Source organism: Leucobacter exalbidus, from assembly GCF_017834145.1.
Classification (GTDB): Bacteria; Actinomycetota; Actinomycetes; order Actinomycetales; family Microbacteriaceae; genus Leucobacter; species Leucobacter exalbidus.
The window spans coordinates 2,163,173-2,179,118 of sequence record NZ_JAFIDA010000001.1; the positions used below are offsets into that span (position 1 = coordinate 2,163,173).

The following is a 15,946-nucleotide window of genomic DNA, read 5'->3' on the forward strand; positions in this document are numbered from 1 at the left end:
AGCATGCCCGCGCCGCAGCCCGACTACGGGACACCCCGCGACTGGCACGACGTCGCGAGCCTACGCACGCCACCCGTCGATACGGTCGGCGACCAGCCCGCAGTATGGGAAGCCGCCGACCATATCCCCGACGCGCTCCTCGGCGATCTCCTCGACGTCGCCCGAGACAGCGTGATCGCGTTCGCCCCAGTGCTTCCCGAGGACTACCCCCTCGGGAAGTGCCCGGCGTCGTACCGTCTGGCACACCTCATGCAAACCCGCAACCTATGGAACGCGGTCGAGGTCGACAGCAGCGGCGGCTTCGGCGATGGGGAATACACCATCCGCCCGATGCCCCTCGACTGGATCATCAAGCAGATTCTTCGCCCCAAGACCGGCGTACCGGTGGCGCTATGAACACTTCCCAGGTACGCGCGCAGCTCGGCGCAGCTCTCACCGAGGTGCTCCCCTCGGGGAAGTACCACATCGTGTCAAACGTGGGAACCGTCGACCGACTCGCGAAGCGACTCGTGCAGATCGAACTCTCGTCGTTCTCCCCATCGAACAACGCCAAAGGTGTGCGCACCGTCGAACTCACCATTCACGTTGCTACCCACCTCGACGGCACCACCGCCGCCGCCGAGGACGACGCCGAGGCAGCAGCATTCGAGGTATTCGCAGCCCTCGAAACGTTCGGGTGGGCGAACCCCACCCGCGCCGAGAAAACCGTTTACAAAGACAAATACCTCGGCTTCGACATCACTACCGAAATCCTCACGAAAAGGAACTAGACCATGCCAGTAATTGATATTGCCCCGCTCTACATGGACGGTGCAGACCTGAGCATCGAGGGCGACGATTACGCCGCCCATATCTCGGGCGCATCATTCGTCCCCACCTCGTCGACGGTGACGTGGACAGGCGCGAAGCCTAACGCCACGTTCACACGTCAGAGCCGCGCGACATGGGTGCTCACGCTCAACTACGCGCAGGATTGGGAATCGGCGAAGTCGCTCTCGCAGTACCTCCACGACCACGAGGGCAAAGTCGTCGACATCATCCTCGCGCCAGTGACCGGCGGCAAAGCGTTCACCGCGTCGGTCACCATCGCTCCGGGAACCATCGGAGCAGAGATCAACACGTTCGGCACTTCGACCGTGTCGCTCGGGCTGAACGGTCGCCCCGAGTACACCGTCATCGCACCGTAACCGAGAGGACTAGCGGCCATGCTCAGGATCGACGTGAACAGCTCACGCGAGCTACAGGCGTTGATCCTGAGCATTCGCAGGTCTGAGAAAGAAGTACAGGCCCAGATCCGCAAACACACCAAACCGATGGTGCAGTCGGCATGGCAGCAGGGACTCGCGCAGCACGCGAGCACCCGGTTCGAGCACAAGGTACTCGTCGAGACGGCGCGCGTCGCCGTCTCGAATCAAAACGTGAAACTGAAATCGGGCGGGCTCGCGAAGAAGCTTTCGGGCGGTGGGCGTGCGCGCGAACTCTACGTCGCCGCTGAATTCGGAGCGGATCAAAACCGAGAAACCCAGTACGGGCAGATCAGCAAGAACGGCAAACGATACAGCGTCACCCGCCATTCGGCCCGGCAGCTCCGCCCGCGCAACAAAAAGGGCTATGTGGTCTATCCAACCGCTGCCGAGATAATCCCCCGCCTCGCCGCACTCTGGACGCAGACCGCAGTGCGCACCCTCTACGAAGCATTCGAGAAGAAAGGCTAACCCAGTGGCAGGCTTTGAAATTGATATTGCCGCAAACGCGCGCGACTTCCAACGCGGAACCAAGGATGTCGAAGCGGCTCTCGAAGATGTCGCCGACGCCCTCGACGACGTCGCGCGCGACGCCCAGCTCGCGGGCGAGGAAATGGGCGACGGACTCGGCGACGGTGCGCAAGACGGTGCAAAGCAAACCGCAAAGTCGACCGGCGATATGTCACGCTCACTCAAAGAGGTGGGCGACGACGCCGAGCGCGCAGGCCGTGAGCTCGGCGACGAGATCGGCGACGGCGCGAAAGACGCCGAGCGCGCCACAGAGCGCGCCACCGACGATATATCGAAGTCGCTCAAAGACGTCGAGAAAGACGCCGAGCGCGCAGGCCGTGAACTCGGCGACGAGATCGGCGACGGCGCGAAAGACGCAGGCACCAGCGTCGAGCGCGTCGAAAAAAGCTTCAAGGAACTCGCCGACGCATCCAAACGCTCCACCACGAAAGTGGGCAACGACCTCAAGACAGACGTCAAACGAGGCACAGACGGTGCCAGCGAAGCCGTCGGCGAGTTCAAAGACGAAGCAATATCGAACCTCTCCGAGACCGTATCGAGCTTCCGCGGCGAAGCCGAGGACATCGCACAAATCGCGCAGGACACCCTCGGCGGCGTGGTCGCGAACCTCGGCCCGGTAGGCATGGCGGCAGGCGTCGCGGGCGCAGTCGGCATCGGCCTTATCATCGCCGAAATCGAGAAAGCCAAAGAGGCCGAACAAGAATTTCGCGAGAACGTCGCCGAGCTGGCCGACACCCTCATCGAGACGGGCGGTGACGGTGCCGACGCAATCGCCGCTATAGCCGACCGTATGCGCGGCCTCGCCACCGAGACCGATAAAAACGCGATGGACTTCGACAAGCTCCGAGGCATGGCCGAGGACATGAAAGTTCCGTTCGCTGACCTCGCGCAGGCCTATGCATCCGGCGACGGCGACCTCCAAAAATATATTAAAAATCTTGACAAACGTATCGACGCCGAGATTCTGGCCGCCCAGGAATCGACGAAGTACGTCGAGGGTGCCACCCTGGGCACCACCGCTCTCGGCCTCGAACTCGAAAAGCAGCGCGACCAGCTCAAGGGCGTCGCTGACCAATACAAGGAAGCGGGCGAAGACGCCGCCGCATGGGAAGAATCAGGCGGTGCAGCTATCGCGGCCCGCGCCGAAGCGATGGACACCCTCCAAGGGGAACTCGACGAGGCTATCGGCACATGGGGCGACTACATCGACGCCGAGACAGGCGCGGTCGACCCCGCTGGATACCTAGAGGGTATGCAAGCGCGCATGGACGCGACCGCGAATTTCAACACCAACGTGCAAGACATGGCCACGGAGTTCGGCCTGACCCAGGAAGAGGTGCAGACGATCCTCGACCAGGGCGTCGAGTTCGCGCCCATGCTGCAATCCATCCTGGATAGCGGCATGGGCGAGACCTACGCCGAGCAGGTGCGCTCCATGCTCGGCGGCGGGCAAGCGATCCTCGACGGCACCCCACTAAACTCTACGATCACCGCCGAGTCAAACACCGAGGACGCAGAAGCCGGCCTCGAAAAGACCCGCGCGACCGAGCGCACCGCGACCGTCAAAGGCACCGCCGACACCCGCGACGCCGACCGGTCACTCGAAGCAACCCGCGCCAAGCGGCGCACGGCCACGATCACTGGACGTGCTGACACCAGCGCCGCAGAACGGTCGCTCGAAGCGACCCGCTCGAAAACGCGCACCGCGATCATCGCCGCGAAAGCCGACACGACGGCCGCCCGCGCGAGCCTAGACGGCCTCACTAAAGCGCTCACGATCAGCGTGGGCGTGAACCTCTACCAGGCAGAGCGCGACCTCAACGCGTTCGTGACCCGTGCCCGCACCGCGATCGTCGACGTGCAAACCCGCAACGGAAAGGCCGTGCCCTAGTGAGTGTCATCGTCTCGTCGACCGCGTTCGACACACCCCCGGTCGCCCCCATCCTCGTCGAGGGCTGGGAAACCTCACGCGCTGCACGAAACGTCGTGCACGAGCGCCTGTTCAACGCTGACCCCATCGTGTCTATCCGGCCCGCGACCACCCGCAAGGGCACGCTCCGCTATCTGTTTGCGACCGCGAGCGCCGCGCAAGCCTGTTTCGAGATGCACGCCGCTCAGGCCGTTTTTACCGTCACCACGACAATCTCCGATGAACTCCCCGTCACCCTGCGCTACGTCGCCACCGACGAGGTAAAACAACTCCTCGACCCTGAGACCTCGCTCGTCACCATCATCGAAATCCCATACCGAGAGGCACCCCAGTGAGTACACTCATCGACTCGCACGAGATCATCGCGCGCATAGCAGGCCGCGAGGTCGAGGTAATCGACGCATCGCTCACCCTCGACCGTGGCTGGGCACCCTACGTGCAGGGCACGCTCACAATCCGCGACCCTCAGATTCGCGGCCTGCTCGACCCGCGCCAGCGCCCCCGCGTACACCTACAGCTCACCCGCCGCTACTCCGCATCACGCACCCTCGGCTATCTGTCAACCCAGTTTGCCGGGCAGACCATCGCCGCGATGTCGGCAGCATGGACAGGGAAAACGTTAGGGCAGGTATCAGCGCTATACCGCGAGGTATGGAACCCCGGCGGCCGCTGGGGGTCAGACGAGCCCCTCGCCGTGTCCTCGTTCCTGACAGGCTCGCGCCGACGACTCTCCGAGCCTGACCTATGGGAGATCAGTTTTCAGGGCGGCGAGTACCCGCTACAGACCCGCGCCTCAGAGACGATGCGGTGGACATCGCAGAACGCAACCGTGCGCGGCCTCGTGAACGATGTTCTCGCGAGGTTCGGATACACGCCTCTACAGCCCGGCACCGCGAACGCGACCGTGGAGGTCGACGAGGACGGCGAGGGGCCAGTCTGGGAGGCTGGCGTCACGGTGTGGGACTACCTCAACCCCATCGTGCAGGCCGCCGAGCTGCGGCTGTATTGCGACGAGAACCACCTCTGGCAGCTCGTCGGCGACGACGCAAACGCGGCCGGGTCGCACGACCTCGGCCCCGAAGCGATCGAGTGCGAGGACTCATGGAGTGCCGACGGCAGATTCTTTGACGGCGCGATCCTGATCTATGAGTGGGAGACCCGCAACGGCACCGCGAAAAAGGCCCTCGACACCTACAAGGTCGGCAAAGTCGCGACGTATGTCGAGCACATCGCGGGCAAGCTCACACGGCCCGGCCGCGCGAAGCGCATCGTCACCCGAGCGGTGCGCCGTGCGCTCGCGCAGACATGGGAATCAGTCGCCGACTATCAACTCAGACCAGGCCAGAAAGTCACCCTCCCGGCGGGTGAGACAGGCCGCATCGACTCGATCACCTGGACATATCCCGACGCCCGCATGACCGTACAGGTCATCGACGTCACTACCCCCGCACCCTAGAAAGGCATCATCATGGCACTCTTCACCCGCTACAAGTCGACCGACCTCGCCGACCCAGTACACACGCTCCTCAACCGGGCACCCCTCGAACTCGAAGCCGAACTCGAAGCCGCCAACGCCGCCATTTTCGGCCTCAACGTGAACGCCGACATGCTCAACGTGACGCGCACCGCAACCATCGACAGGATCGAATCCCGTGTGAGTTTCTCAGGCAATTCGTGGGTCGAACGTCGCGGGAACACGGTCGCGTTCACGCTCGGTGTTACGCTCAACGTCGCCGGTCTGATCGACTCCGGCGCCTATTTCCTGATCGGTCAGATCATGCCGACGCAGTTCCGGCCGACGCAGACCCGCTACCTGACATCGCGGGCAGCATCGGCGGGCTTCGCGCCCGCCGAGATTCGACCGAACGGCGAGGTCTATCTGCGAAAGTTCTCGAACTCGCCGCAGCCGTCGGCCGTCACGCTCGAATTCTCCGACACCTACCTCGGGGCGGGCAACATCGTATGACCGCCCTCGACCAGTGGGCGGGCGGTGTCGCGGGGCGTTTGGTCGACCGCGATGCTGCCCCCGCGCAGTACATCTACCAGTGTCACGACGTGTGGCTCGACTACCTCTACGAGGTCATCGGCGGGCAGCCTGGCGACGGGCACGCGCCCGGCGACGAGGGCTTCACCGTCGAGGTGTGGGCACGGTTCCCGCACCACCGGCCGCGCCTCGCGACCCTGTTCACGAAGCATTACGGGTCGCGTGGTATCCGCCCCGGCGATGTCGTGTTCTGGCCCGTCGGATCAGCCAACCACCCGGCATCGCACGTCGTGGTCGCACTCACCGGCATCGCACCGAACGGCACGTTTGAGTGCATCACGCAGAACCCCGGCCCCGCCGTGCGCGCCACCCTATCCATCTACCAGGTCGCAGGCTATCTGCGACCCATCACCGACCCCATGGAGGAACCCGTGACCCAGGAAGAAATCCAGAAGATCGCCGAGGCATCGGCACGCGCGACCGTCGACCGGCTGCTCGAAACCAAGATCACGATCAGCCCGGCCGCCAAGGGCCAGAAGATGACCATCGCGGGCATTCTCGGGACGATGCCCCGCCACATCGGCACGATCCGGTCACGCCTCGCGACGCTCCTCGACCGCAAGTAACCCGCGTGTCTGATCCCATCATCATCGTGATCATCACCACCGCAGCGGGCGGCGTCTCGGCCGCCTACCTGCGCATGTGGCGACGGATCATCGCGCTCGAAAAATCAGAGCGGCGTCTGTGGTGGTGGGCACGCATCATCGCAGACCACTACTACCGATACCGGCGCGAGGGCAGCCCCGACCTACCCCCGCCACCCAGCCCCGACGACAAGGAAACCACATGACTGCCAAAGAAATCATCCGCCTCGCGATCTACGGCCTAGCCGCCGTGACCGCTGCCGTGCTCGCGATCCTCGCGTACCTCCGAGGCGACACCGCGACCGTGACCGTCGCGCTGGGCTGGATCGCGACCAACGTGCTATCGGTGTTCAACGTCGGCAATACCTCGACCGGCGGCGATCACGCGGCGTAGGAACAGCAAAGACCGGCTACTCGAAAGTAGCCGGTCTTTGGTGGTCCTGTAATCACCGGTCGTCTACTGTGGGCTCCCAATCGTAACGATTGTCTTTGTACGCTTGACGGATAGCGTCATCGAGTTCCCAGAGCCCATCGCGGATCTCTTCGTGCAGCCTGTGGATCGCATCCGTGTCGGTGCTTGTCAACCAGCAAGGTTTTACCGGATCATGTTCCCACTCTGAGATCGTCCCCGTGGCCAAATGACGAGATTTAATCATGCGCCCATATGTGTTCGCTTCCCAAGCTTTTATGAACACCTTGTCTCCATCCTGTTCGACGCGGTATACAACCCAGGGCCACCTACGGGCGAGTGATTTTCTTCGAGCCATGAGTTGATCCTATGCGGCAAGCCTCAGGTTCAGCGATAGCGAATTGATTGCAGTCACTTTGGCACTCCATTGAGTGTCGGTGTAAATCTGAGTAGTCGATATATCGACGTGCCTCATGAGTTCCTGCACAACTCGCATGTCGGCCCCGCCCTGCACCAGTTCGGTGCCGTATGAATGGCGCAGCATATGGGGCGTGGCCTGATCGTACCCGGCGCGCACCATTGCACGCTTGATTGCCTGCCCCACGGCCTGCCTGCCGACGCACCCCTCGACGGTGTACGCCGGAAACCAGAAACCCGTGCGCGGCATCGTCTCTGCAAGCGCGCGAAGATCGGGGTGCAGTGGCACGATCTCGACCGCGCCACCCTTACCAACGATCAAGAGGGTATCCCGGTCGAGGTCGATGTCCTCACCGCGAATCTTCGCGATCTCGTGCACCCGCATACCCGCGAGTACCGCGAGCAGAACATAGGCCCGCGTGCGCGCACGGTTCGCGGCCGCGTACACCGACCGCACCGCAGCGATCGAAAGCGGCCGGGGCCGTGTCCTGGCCCGCTTCGGGCGCGGTGTATCGAGGGTCGGATCGTCGCCGCGTACTTTCGCCCGGATCATCCACACGCAGAACGCGCGCACGGTCGCGTGGTAACTCGCTTTGCTCGACGATGACAGACCGCGCCGCCCGCAGTAGGCAACGATGTCGCGCGGGGCGAGGGTGCGCGGTGTCGCGCCCGTCGTCGCGAAGAGGTGGCGCATCGTGCCCTCGCGCTCGCCGATCGTTCGGGCCGAGAGGTCTTGCGCTTCCTGCCACGCCTGCCAATCATCGAGCAGCGCGTCGGTGTCGTCCCAAAGGGTCGGTGTAGTCGTCATGACTAATTCTCACGCTCGCGCAGGTCGACGACCTCGTGATCGTAAACCCACGTCGGGCGAGGCGCGACAGTGCGATCGCCCCGGTGCTCGCCGTCGTGCCCGGCCTCGCGATAGCACTTCACGCGGAACTGCCCCCACTCGTCAATGAACGCGGCGGGCGACTTGCAAACGCGCGCGCCCATCAGACGCTCACCGTCCAAAGTGCGACTAGCTCGTCGACGGTATCGGGGCATCCGATTACCTTGTAATGAATAGGTCGCCAGTTCGATTCTGGCAGGCGGCTCTGAGATAAATAATCGAGAAAAAGTTCCCTCCGCCTCACGGCAGGGGGAACTTTTTTCGTTGGTGCGTCAATTTTTGCATCAATTGAGTGGTTCGCCGAGTGCGCGAAGTTCAGCACTGACGCAGCGCCGCAGCCGCATTGACGCAGCGGCGCTGACGCGACACTGACGCGGCAGCGGCCGTGAGGGGCTTCTTATGCGGTGCGCGCTAGTCTAAGCGCACGCGCAAAAGTCTGGAGGTCTACGGTGAGCACAAACGCACAGGGCGACGCGCCGCAGCTTACGCCCCAGGCGCCCGCCCGGCCCCCGCGCATCGCGCTCTGGGACAACGCGCGTTTTCTGCTGATCGTACTCGTGGTGATCGGGCACTCGATCTCGACCGTGCGCACCGACTCGACGCTCACGTTTGGGCTCTACACCTACATCTACCTGTTCCACATGCCCGCGATGATCTTCCTCTCGGGGTTCTTCTCGCGCCCCGAAGTCTCCCCGAAGGCCATCAAATCGACGCTGCAACTCATCGTGGTGTGGCTGATGTGGGAGGGCATCTGGGCGCTGATTCATCTGGGCGTCGACGACAAAGCCCCGGGCGATCGCTTCTTGGTGTCGCCAGCCTGGACCCTCTGGTTCTTGGTCAGCCTCGCGACCATGCGCATTCTGTTGCCCTATCTGGCGATGCTGCGCCGGCCCCTGCTGCTCGCGGTGGTGCTCGCGCTCGTTAGCGGGCTCGTGCCCGCCATGGGTACCGAATTCTCTGCCGCGCGCACCCTCTCGTTCATGCCGTTCTTCGTGGCTGGCTGGCTGGCAAGCTCACGCGGCTGGCTGACGCACGACTGGTTCACCAAGCCCACAGCGCGAGTGCGGGCAGCGGGCTGGGGCCTACTCGTCGCCATCGGCTGCCTGCTGGCATTCATCCCCAATCTCTACGAGGTCTGGCGCGTCGACACCTGGCTGACCTGGCGCGACGACGACGCCTGGCTGCTGCGCAACGCCCCCATCGATGAGTGGCATGCACCGAGCGAAGCCGCCGGAATGGCCACGGGCCTCGGCATCACTCTGCTGCTGCTCGTGATCGCAACGGCGATGACCCTCGCGCTGCTGCTCGTCGTGCCCCGCGGGCACAGCCGCATCACGCGCTGGGGCACCCGCACACTGTTCGTCTACCTGCTGCACGCGCCCATTATTTGGACGCTGCGCGAGACCGGTGCCATCGACGCGATCTATGGGCTGGGCCTCGGCGGCGTCGCGCTGCTGCTCACGCTAAGCATCGCGCTCGCGGTGTTGCTCTCGACGAATCTGGTGGCCCGGGTGACGCGGCCCTTCATCGAGCCCCGGATCACCTGGCTGTTTCCCCGTGACCGCCAGGGCGTGGCTAATGGCCAAAAAAGTGGACGGTGACCGAAGAAAGTAGACCGGCCACGCACTTCGCGATAGCGTCAGAGGCGACAACCCCGGGGAGTGATGATGCGGCACGGTAGCGGCAAGCAGCGAGCGCAGGTGGCTCGAGGGATGAGCGCTGCGGTAACGGTGACAGCGATGGGACTGCTGCTGGGCTGCGCACAGCTGCCCGCTGACACCAATTGGAGTCCACCCGACTGGCCCGCGCCAGCCACCATGGTGACCGTTGTGACGGCTGCAGGGGAGCCTGCGGAGGCGTCAGAGACAGTCGAGCCCGCGAAACCTGCAGCGAAGGCAGACGCGGCTGAAGCGACGAGCGCGGCACCGCTTGTGCCCGCCGACGCAGATCTCGCTGGTTTTATTGACGGCCGCATTCGCAACGATCGCGCGGGCGTGCAGATTCGCTATGTCGAGATCGTGGGCGCCGACTCCTTCAATGCGAGCGTGGCCACCATCATCGATGACGCGATCGCCAGCACCGGCATCTCAAGTTTCACCCCCGAAGTATTTGACACGGGCGCGGGGCTCGCCGAGCGGGGCTGCGTGGCCGGGTCTCTGGCGATCCCGGCCGCCGAGCTGCTGAAAGACCCCGCGTACGGGCCAGTTGACGGGGATGGCACCGCAGTGGTGTGCGAGGTCACCGCCGCATTTGGGCCCGTTGTGGGGGTCTCGTTTCGCATGGTTGCCGGCCTCGACGGCGATATCACCCGCGACACCACCACCGCCCTGTTTGCGAACCTCGAAACGGGCGGCGTGACCGCTGGCGCAGAATTGTGGACCGCGGAGGCCGCGGGGGAGCTGTGGCAGGGCACCGTTGATGGGCTGCGACGCGACGCGTGGGCATTAAGCGCAGCGCCCACGCAGCCGCCCAGCGACGAGCAGCTCGCGCTGGCACAGGCCGCGCTCGCGGGCGCCGGGTTTACCGGCGCGGGCGCCCGGTTGACGCTGCCCGCAGGCATCACCTCAGCCGAGCTGACCGCGTTGGGGGCGGGCGCTACGACCGTGCCCCTCACCGTCGAGGTTGACTCGCTCGACGGCTGGCTGACACCGGCGGGAGACGCGATCCTCGCGCTGCGGGGCACCCCGTTTGTGGGGGTGCCCGCCTGGAACGGCGCCCACCCGGTGAGCTGCGCGATCGATGCCTGCGTGGCGGTGACCTACGATGATGGACCCTCGGGGTTCACCGCAGAGCTGCTCGATACGTTCGCCGCGCACGAGTCGGCGGCCACGTTCTTCATGCTGGGCAACGCCGTGCTGGGCAACCCTGAGGTGGTCGCACGCGCTGCTGGCGCCGGGCATGAGCTCGCCAGCCACACCATGAGCCACCCCGATCTCACCACCATCTCGCCGAAGAAGGCACGCAGGCAGGTGCATCAGGCGGGCACGGCGATTACCGATGCTGCCGGGGTACCTGTGACGATGTACCGGCCGCCCTATGGGGCGGTGGATGCGGCGGTGATCTCGGCCGTGGGGTGGCCAGCGATCCTGTGGAGCATCGACACCCTCGACTGGCAGCAGCCCGGGCAGAAAGCGCTCGTGAAGCGGTCGGCGCAGGCCGCGACTCCCGGTGACATCATCCTGTTTCACGACACCCACGCCGACACCGTGAATGCCGCGGATGCCGTGGTGGAGGGGCTGCGCAACCGCGGCTTCACCCTCGTCACCGTCACCCAGCTCTTCGACGGCGAAGTACCGGGCGGGCGGGTGTCGAGCCGATGAGCCGCAAGGCGGCACAGGTGCCGTTCACCGAGGACGACCTCGTCTCCGGTGAGCTGCGCGGCGCACCCCGCACGCGCCGATGGCTCACGGTGACGGTGGTGACCGTGTCGTTAGTAGTGGTGGGTGCGGTAGCCTACTTGGCCGTGTTCGCGCCCGATCACTACGCCCAGTTCCACGCTGAGCGTGCCGCCGGATCAACCCAGGCGGTGGTGGGTGACGGCGTCACAGTGACGCCCGGCGAGGGGTGGGTGTCGCAGCCACGTGTGACAGACCTGCTGAACTGGAGCCCGCTGCCCCCGCTGCGTGACTGGGCGGTGCTCACGGGCGCAGAGACCGGGGTGCAGCTGCGCAGCCCCGATCACGAGCTGACGGTTGAACTGTCGATTGATCACGGTGAGGGGCCGCGCGCCGCACTCTGGCTGGGCGATGGCACCGTGCGCACCGAAACGCTCGCCTCAGGGGCGCAGCTGCAGCACGTCGATGGCGAGCACGAGATGCGCGCGATCGTCACGCTGGGCGCCCGTGAGGTGCGCGTGACGGCCCACACAGAGGGCGACCTCGCCGCGTACCGGCCGGCGCTGTCGGCGCTGCTCGAATCACTGAACGCGAGCTAACGCCTACGACACGTTAGAGCGTGTAAGTTTCGGTCGGGTACACGCCGTACGTCTCGAGCTCCTGAAGCAACTGCACCTCGCTGGGGGACTGCACTGAGAGGAACGAGGCTTCACGAAGCCTGCGGTTCGTGGCAGACGTGGTGACGTAGCCGCGACCACCCACGAGCGTGAGCTCGTGCCGTGTGGTGACGCCAGCGAGGCGTGCGATTTGGTAGCGCAGCACCGTGACCGAGCGGTGATCGACGGTGTCGATCCCGTCGATGTAGGCGTGCAGCGTCTGATCGAGCTCCTGCAGCTCCTGGGCGAGCTGCGCGTGGCGTGCAGCGAGCACACCGCCGGGGCCCTGAAGCTGCTTCGCCGCCTCTTCGAGCGAACGGCCCGCGAGTCCCGCGCAGAATGCGGCCTGCAACAGCAGGTGGGTGCTGCGGCGTGCGCGGCAGGCGTCGAACGAGTTCGCCACAACTGCTTCGGCGCCGACAAAGACCCCTTCGAACTGCAGCATGGCCGACCGCGTCGCGCCGAGCGCGAGGAGATCCTGCACCTCACGCGTGCTGAGGCCCTCTGATCCGATCGTGGTCACGAGAATGACCCGCTCGCCCGAGTCAGTGGCATCGTCAAGCGACGATGCAACGCGAGCCGGGAACACGACGACTGATCCGGGGGCGATGTTTGATGCCCAGGCAATGCGGCCGGTGACGCGGTAGCCGTCGCCTTCGCGCACCGCGAGCGTCGGCACAGCGCCGACGCCAGAAATCTCTTGCATGGCGGTCGCCATGGCGATTGATCCGGCGCGGCGACCCGCGAGCAGTTCGTCGAGTAACGCATCGAAGCCGCCTGCGGCCCGCAGGTACTCGATCACCATGCGGTGCGCCCAGAGTGAGAACGCAGAACTCATGCACTCGCCGGCGACGGATTCGAGGAGGCGCAGGTAGGCACTGAGATCTGATCCGCCATCTGCAGCAGCAGCAGCAGCTGCGTCGCGGTCGAGACCGAGGCGCAGCGCCCCGAGAGCACCGAGGCGCTCGAGCGCGGTCTCGCCCTGCAGGCCGTCGCGGTCAGTTTCGGCCGCGGCCTGCGCAGCGAGCGCGGCGGCCGCCCGCACGAGCTCCTCCTCGGCCGGCGTGAGCGAATAGCGCTCACCAGATACAGGAGCTACGGTGCTTGGGGCGAGGGTGTTCATGAGTGCTGCCTTCCGGTGCGGGAAAGAACGAGGTTGTGGAGGCCGCGGAAGACGCGGTCTAAGAGGAATCCGAGGAGGCCGATCGCCAGCATGGTGGCGGCGAGGGCCGAGTAATCAACGTTGTCGCGGCTGTTCAGTACGGCGTACCCGAGACCGTTGGTGACGCCGAGCATCTCTGCCGGCACGAGCACCACCCACGAGATGCCGAGGGCCACACGAATCGCGCCGGTCACCGGAGGGGCAAGCGCGGGGATGGTGGTGGAGCGGGCGGTCTCCCAACGGGTCGCGCCGAGGGAGCGCGCGACCGCCGCAAAACCCGGATCGAGCGCGCGCACGCCAGCCGATACTCCAAGCACGATCGGCCACACGGCGGCGAGGGAGATAAGCGCGATCACAGAGGCCGAACCGGTGCCGAGCAGCACGAGGGCGAGGGGCGCCCACGCAAGCGGTGAGGTCATGCGCAGCAGCTGCACGATGGGATCGGTGGCCTGCTCGACGATGCCGCGCGACCCGAAGAGCGCGCCGAGCGGGATGCCAATCAGCACCCCGAGGCCGAGGCCAGCAAGCAGCCGGTAGAGCGAAACTGCGATGGCATCGAGGAACGTTGCCTCGCCGAGAAGCCGCACGAGTCCCGTGAACGTGCTGACGGGCCCCATCTTCGAAACGACCGGGTTGGCGGCGAACACAACATCGGCGACGAGCCACCAGAGCACAATCGCGGCAACGATGACGCCGGCGCGTGTAGCAATTCGAGTAATCACGGCTGCAAGAGCTCCTGTCGCGATGCTGTGGCCCCGAAGGAAGCGAGACCGCCCGCTGATTCGACGGCGCGCAGATTGATGTCGGTGCTCACCAGATCGTTGTGCACCGCGGCGGCATCGACGCGGTCAAGCCAGGCGGTGCTGGCATCCATCTTGGTGAGCCGCAGTTCTTCAACGAGGCGTTCGGTGTAGCTCGGGTATGCGTAGGGCTGGAAGCCAATACGCGGCTGCTCCCACTCTGGGTGCACGACCGCGCCCGTCGCGGCGTAGGCCGCATGATCGTCGTCGTGCTCGATGAGCACCTTCGCGATGACCGGGGCAGGCTGAGGGAGGTAGCCGCCCTCGCTCAGCCGCGCGGCCGCGCCTGCCCGGTCATCGAGGATGGTGCGCTGGGCGGCGACGATCGCGTCTGCCACCCGCTGCGCCAGCTCGGGACGCTCATCGATCAGGTCTTCCCGCACCACCGTGACGCAGCAGGCGTGCTCACGCCACACGTCGCCGGTGAAGCGCAAAATCTTGCCACTTTCTTGTGCTTCGGCGACGGCGCAGAACGGTTCAGCGACGATGTAGCCCGCGATCGACCCGTTGCTGAGGGCCACGGGCATATCGGCGGGCGCGAGCACGGTGAGCTGGACGGTGCCCGCTTCTTGGCTCGGCGGAGTGTTAATGACAGCGGTCAGGCCCGCGGCCCGCAGCTGCTGCTGAAGCACAACGTTGTGGATGGAATACCAACCGGGAATCGCCACGGTGGTGCCCGCAAGCGACGCGACGTCGTCAACCTCATGCCTGACGGTGAGGGCTGACCCGTTGACATGGTTCCACGCGAGCACCTTCACCGGCACCTTGGCCTCATAGCGCAGCTGCATGGCGAGCGGCATGAGGAGGTGAGCGACGTCGATGCTGCCACCCTGAAGCGCTTCGACGAGCGACGCCCAGCTGCGGAAGAGCGTGGGCTCGGGGGTCTGGATACCGCGTTCTGCAAACGCTCCCGAATCGTGTGCAATCAGCAGCGGCGCCGCGTCGGTGATGGGGAGGTAGCCGAGCCTTAGCTCGGTGTTTTCCGCCGGCTCACTCGCGTCGCCCGGGTCTGCGCCCTGGGCCTGAGCTGAGGTGGATGCTGAGGCCGATGAACGATTCGCGAACGCGCTGGCGATCACGGGGAGCGCAATGAGCGCCCCGGCGCCAGCGACGGTCAAAATTTCACGCCGGCTTCGCTGTTTGGGCACGCGGGCCGCGGTGCGCTCTGCGGGCGCGCTCTCTTTTTCTTCGCTCGCGAAGCCAGAGAAGCTCAGCAGCAGCTTCTGCTCCAGCGCGACGTGGTCACCGCTGCTCGCGTCGAAGACCTCGGTGGCACCCCCGGGCTTCAGCACAACTACGCGATCGCCCAGTCGAATTGCCTCGGCGAGATCGTGGGTGACGAGCACCGTGCTGAGACCCAGCTTCTGATGCACCTCGCGCAGCCACTGCTGGGTATCCGTGCGTGTGAGGGAGTCGAGCGCCGAGAACGGCTCATCGAGCAGCAACAGCGTGGGATCGGCCGCAACGGCGCGGGCGATTGCGACTCGCTGTGCTTGCCCGCCCGACAACTCCTTGGGCATCCGATCGCCCAGTTCGCCGATACCGAGTTCGGTCAGCAGGGTCTCTACACGATTGTCTGCATCGTGAGCGTGGCCCAGGCCTCGCCCACCGTTGGCCTTGAACTCGAGCCCCAACCGAATGTTCTCTGCGGCCGTGCGCCAGGGCAACAGGCGAGGCTGCTGGAAGACGAGCCGGGTTGAACCACCATGTGCTTCTGGGCGGTCTACTTCGCCAGAGGTCGGCTGCAATAGGCCGGTGAGCAGGCTCAGCAGTGTCGACTTGCCCGCGCCAGAAGGGCCAACAATGGTGAGGAGCTCGCCGCGACGCACGTCGAGCGTGAGGTCCTTGAGGATTGCATTGTGTCCCAGGGTGAGGTTAACCCCGCGAAGCGCAGCAATGGGCTGGGCATCTGGTTTTCGCTGCGTCACGTTGAAGCTCCGTTGATCTG

General features: G+C 65.2%; 18 protein-coding genes. 14 read left to right on the forward strand and 4 right to left on the reverse strand.

Annotated elements, in window-relative coordinates:
- Positions 1 to 3: 3 nt before the first annotated feature.
- The 11 genes from JOF28_RS09830 to JOF28_RS09880 are packed head-to-tail and all read left to right on the forward strand — an operon-like array spanning position 4 to position 6,727.
- Positions 4 to 396 carry a hypothetical protein gene (locus JOF28_RS09830; RefSeq protein WP_209705593.1) on the forward strand — a complete coding sequence of 131 codons (393 nt, stop codon included), beginning with the start codon at positions 4 to 6 and terminating at the stop codon, positions 394 to 396.
- The gene (locus tag JOF28_RS09835; RefSeq protein ID WP_209705594.1) at positions 393 to 770 is read left to right on the forward strand and encodes a hypothetical protein; all 378 of its coding nucleotides are present in this window, start codon (positions 393 to 395) and stop codon (positions 768 to 770) included. Before JOF28_RS09830 ends, JOF28_RS09835 begins: the two co-directional genes overlap by 4 nt.
- Positions 771 to 773: 3 nt before the next feature.
- Complete coding sequence (locus JOF28_RS09840; RefSeq protein WP_209705595.1) at positions 774 to 1,187, forward strand: hypothetical protein; 414 nt, start codon at positions 774 to 776, stop codon at positions 1,185 to 1,187.
- A 33-nt stretch (positions 1,188 to 1,220) separates the two neighbouring features.
- Complete coding sequence (locus JOF28_RS09845; protein WP_209705596.1) at positions 1,221 to 1,715, forward strand: hypothetical protein; 495 nt, start codon at positions 1,221 to 1,223, stop codon at positions 1,713 to 1,715.
- A gap of 4 nt (positions 1,716 to 1,719) precedes the next feature.
- Positions 1,720 to 3,666, forward strand: coding sequence for a hypothetical protein (locus tag JOF28_RS09850; RefSeq protein WP_209705597.1), 1,947 nt, complete (start codon positions 1,720 to 1,722; stop codon positions 3,664 to 3,666).
- On the forward strand, positions 3,666 to 4,040 hold the full coding sequence (locus JOF28_RS09855; RefSeq protein WP_209705598.1) for a hypothetical protein: 375 nt from the start codon (positions 3,666 to 3,668) through the stop codon (positions 4,038 to 4,040). Before JOF28_RS09850 ends, JOF28_RS09855 begins: the two co-directional genes overlap by 1 nt.
- On the forward strand, positions 4,037 to 5,161 hold the full coding sequence (locus JOF28_RS09860) for a hypothetical protein (RefSeq protein WP_209705599.1): 1,125 nt from the start codon (positions 4,037 to 4,039) through the stop codon (positions 5,159 to 5,161). The genes JOF28_RS09855 and JOF28_RS09860 overlap by 4 nt, the downstream gene beginning before the upstream one ends.
- Positions 5,162 to 5,173: 12 nt before the next feature.
- Entirely contained in the window at positions 5,174 to 5,671 is a 498-nt protein-coding gene (locus tag JOF28_RS09865; protein WP_209705600.1) for a hypothetical protein, read from the forward strand.
- Complete coding sequence (locus tag JOF28_RS09870; RefSeq protein WP_209705601.1) at positions 5,668 to 6,315, forward strand: hypothetical protein; 648 nt, start codon at positions 5,668 to 5,670, stop codon at positions 6,313 to 6,315. The genes JOF28_RS09865 and JOF28_RS09870 overlap by 4 nt, the downstream gene beginning before the upstream one ends.
- Before the next feature lie 5 nt (positions 6,316 to 6,320).
- Positions 6,321 to 6,539, forward strand: a complete 219-nt coding sequence (locus JOF28_RS09875) for a hypothetical protein (protein WP_209705602.1) — start codon at positions 6,321 to 6,323, stop codon at positions 6,537 to 6,539.
- Positions 6,536 to 6,727 carry a hypothetical protein gene (locus JOF28_RS09880; RefSeq protein WP_209705603.1) on the forward strand — a complete coding sequence of 64 codons (192 nt, stop codon included), beginning with the start codon at positions 6,536 to 6,538 and terminating at the stop codon, positions 6,725 to 6,727. Before JOF28_RS09875 ends, JOF28_RS09880 begins: the two co-directional genes overlap by 4 nt.
- Positions 6,728 to 7,109: 382 nt before the next feature.
- Here JOF28_RS09880 and JOF28_RS09885 read toward each other — a convergent pair whose 3' ends face one another.
- The gene (locus tag JOF28_RS09885) at positions 7,110 to 7,967 is read right to left on the reverse strand and encodes a tyrosine-type recombinase/integrase (RefSeq protein WP_209705604.1); all 858 of its coding nucleotides are present in this window, start codon (positions 7,965 to 7,967) and stop codon (positions 7,110 to 7,112) included.
- 527 nt (positions 7,968 to 8,494) lie between these two features.
- On the opposite strand from JOF28_RS09885, the gene JOF28_RS09890 reads away from it, so the two are divergent.
- From JOF28_RS09890 to JOF28_RS09900, 3 genes are all read left to right on the forward strand, one after another.
- Positions 8,495 to 9,646: an acyltransferase family protein gene (locus JOF28_RS09890; protein WP_209705605.1), complete on the forward strand. Its 1,152-nt coding sequence runs from the start codon at positions 8,495 to 8,497 to the stop codon at positions 9,644 to 9,646.
- 111 nt (positions 9,647 to 9,757) lie between these two features.
- Positions 9,758 to 11,365 carry a polysaccharide deacetylase family protein gene (locus tag JOF28_RS09895; protein WP_209705606.1) on the forward strand — a complete coding sequence of 536 codons (1,608 nt, stop codon included), beginning with the start codon at positions 9,758 to 9,760 and terminating at the stop codon, positions 11,363 to 11,365.
- Positions 11,362 to 11,979, forward strand: coding sequence for a hypothetical protein (locus tag JOF28_RS09900; RefSeq protein WP_209705607.1), 618 nt, complete (start codon positions 11,362 to 11,364; stop codon positions 11,977 to 11,979). The genes JOF28_RS09895 and JOF28_RS09900 overlap by 4 nt, the downstream gene beginning before the upstream one ends.
- Before the next feature lie 13 nt (positions 11,980 to 11,992).
- Here JOF28_RS09900 and JOF28_RS09905 read toward each other — a convergent pair whose 3' ends face one another.
- The 3 genes from JOF28_RS09905 to JOF28_RS09915 are packed head-to-tail and all read right to left on the reverse strand — an operon-like array spanning position 11,993 to position 15,926.
- Positions 11,993 to 13,159 (reverse strand): acyl-CoA dehydrogenase family protein, encoded by a 1,167-nt coding sequence (locus JOF28_RS09905; RefSeq protein ID WP_209705608.1) that lies wholly within the window; start codon positions 13,157 to 13,159, stop codon positions 11,993 to 11,995.
- Positions 13,156 to 13,920: an ABC transporter permease gene (locus JOF28_RS09910; RefSeq protein WP_209705609.1), complete on the reverse strand. Its 765-nt coding sequence runs from the start codon at positions 13,918 to 13,920 to the stop codon at positions 13,156 to 13,158. The genes JOF28_RS09905 and JOF28_RS09910 overlap by 4 nt, the downstream gene beginning before the upstream one ends.
- Positions 13,917 to 15,926, reverse strand: a complete 2,010-nt coding sequence (locus JOF28_RS09915; RefSeq protein ID WP_209705610.1) for an ABC transporter substrate-binding protein — start codon at positions 15,924 to 15,926, stop codon at positions 13,917 to 13,919. Before JOF28_RS09915 ends, JOF28_RS09910 begins: the two co-directional genes overlap by 4 nt.
- Between the last annotated feature and the right edge of the window lie 20 nt (positions 15,927 to 15,946).

Bases quoted from the DNA above. Each gene is read 5' to 3' on its own strand.
- JOF28_RS09830 (WP_209705593.1), top strand. From the start codon at position 4: ATGCCCGCGCCGCAGCCCGACTACGGGACACCCCGCGACTGGCACGAC.
- JOF28_RS09835 (WP_209705594.1), top strand. From the start codon at position 393: ATGAACACTTCCCAGGTACGCGCGCAGCTCGGCGCAGCTCTCACCGAG.
- JOF28_RS09840 (WP_209705595.1), top strand. From the start codon at position 774: ATGCCAGTAATTGATATTGCCCCGCTCTACATGGACGGTGCAGACCTG.
- JOF28_RS09865 (WP_209705600.1), top strand. From the start codon at position 5,174: ATGGCACTCTTCACCCGCTACAAGTCGACCGACCTCGCCGACCCAGTA.
- JOF28_RS09870 (WP_209705601.1), top strand. From the start codon at position 5,668: ATGACCGCCCTCGACCAGTGGGCGGGCGGTGTCGCGGGGCGTTTGGTC.
- JOF28_RS09880 (WP_209705603.1), top strand. From the start codon at position 6,536: ATGACTGCCAAAGAAATCATCCGCCTCGCGATCTACGGCCTAGCCGCC.
- JOF28_RS09885 (WP_209705604.1), bottom strand. From the start codon at position 7,967: ATGACGACTACACCGACCCTTTGGGACGACACCGACGCGCTGCTCGAT.
- JOF28_RS09895 (WP_209705606.1), top strand. From the start codon at position 9,758: ATGAGCGCTGCGGTAACGGTGACAGCGATGGGACTGCTGCTGGGCTGC.
- JOF28_RS09900 (WP_209705607.1), top strand. From the start codon at position 11,362: ATGAGCCGCAAGGCGGCACAGGTGCCGTTCACCGAGGACGACCTCGTC.
- JOF28_RS09905 (WP_209705608.1), bottom strand. From the start codon at position 13,159: ATGAACACCCTCGCCCCAAGCACCGTAGCTCCTGTATCTGGTGAGCGC.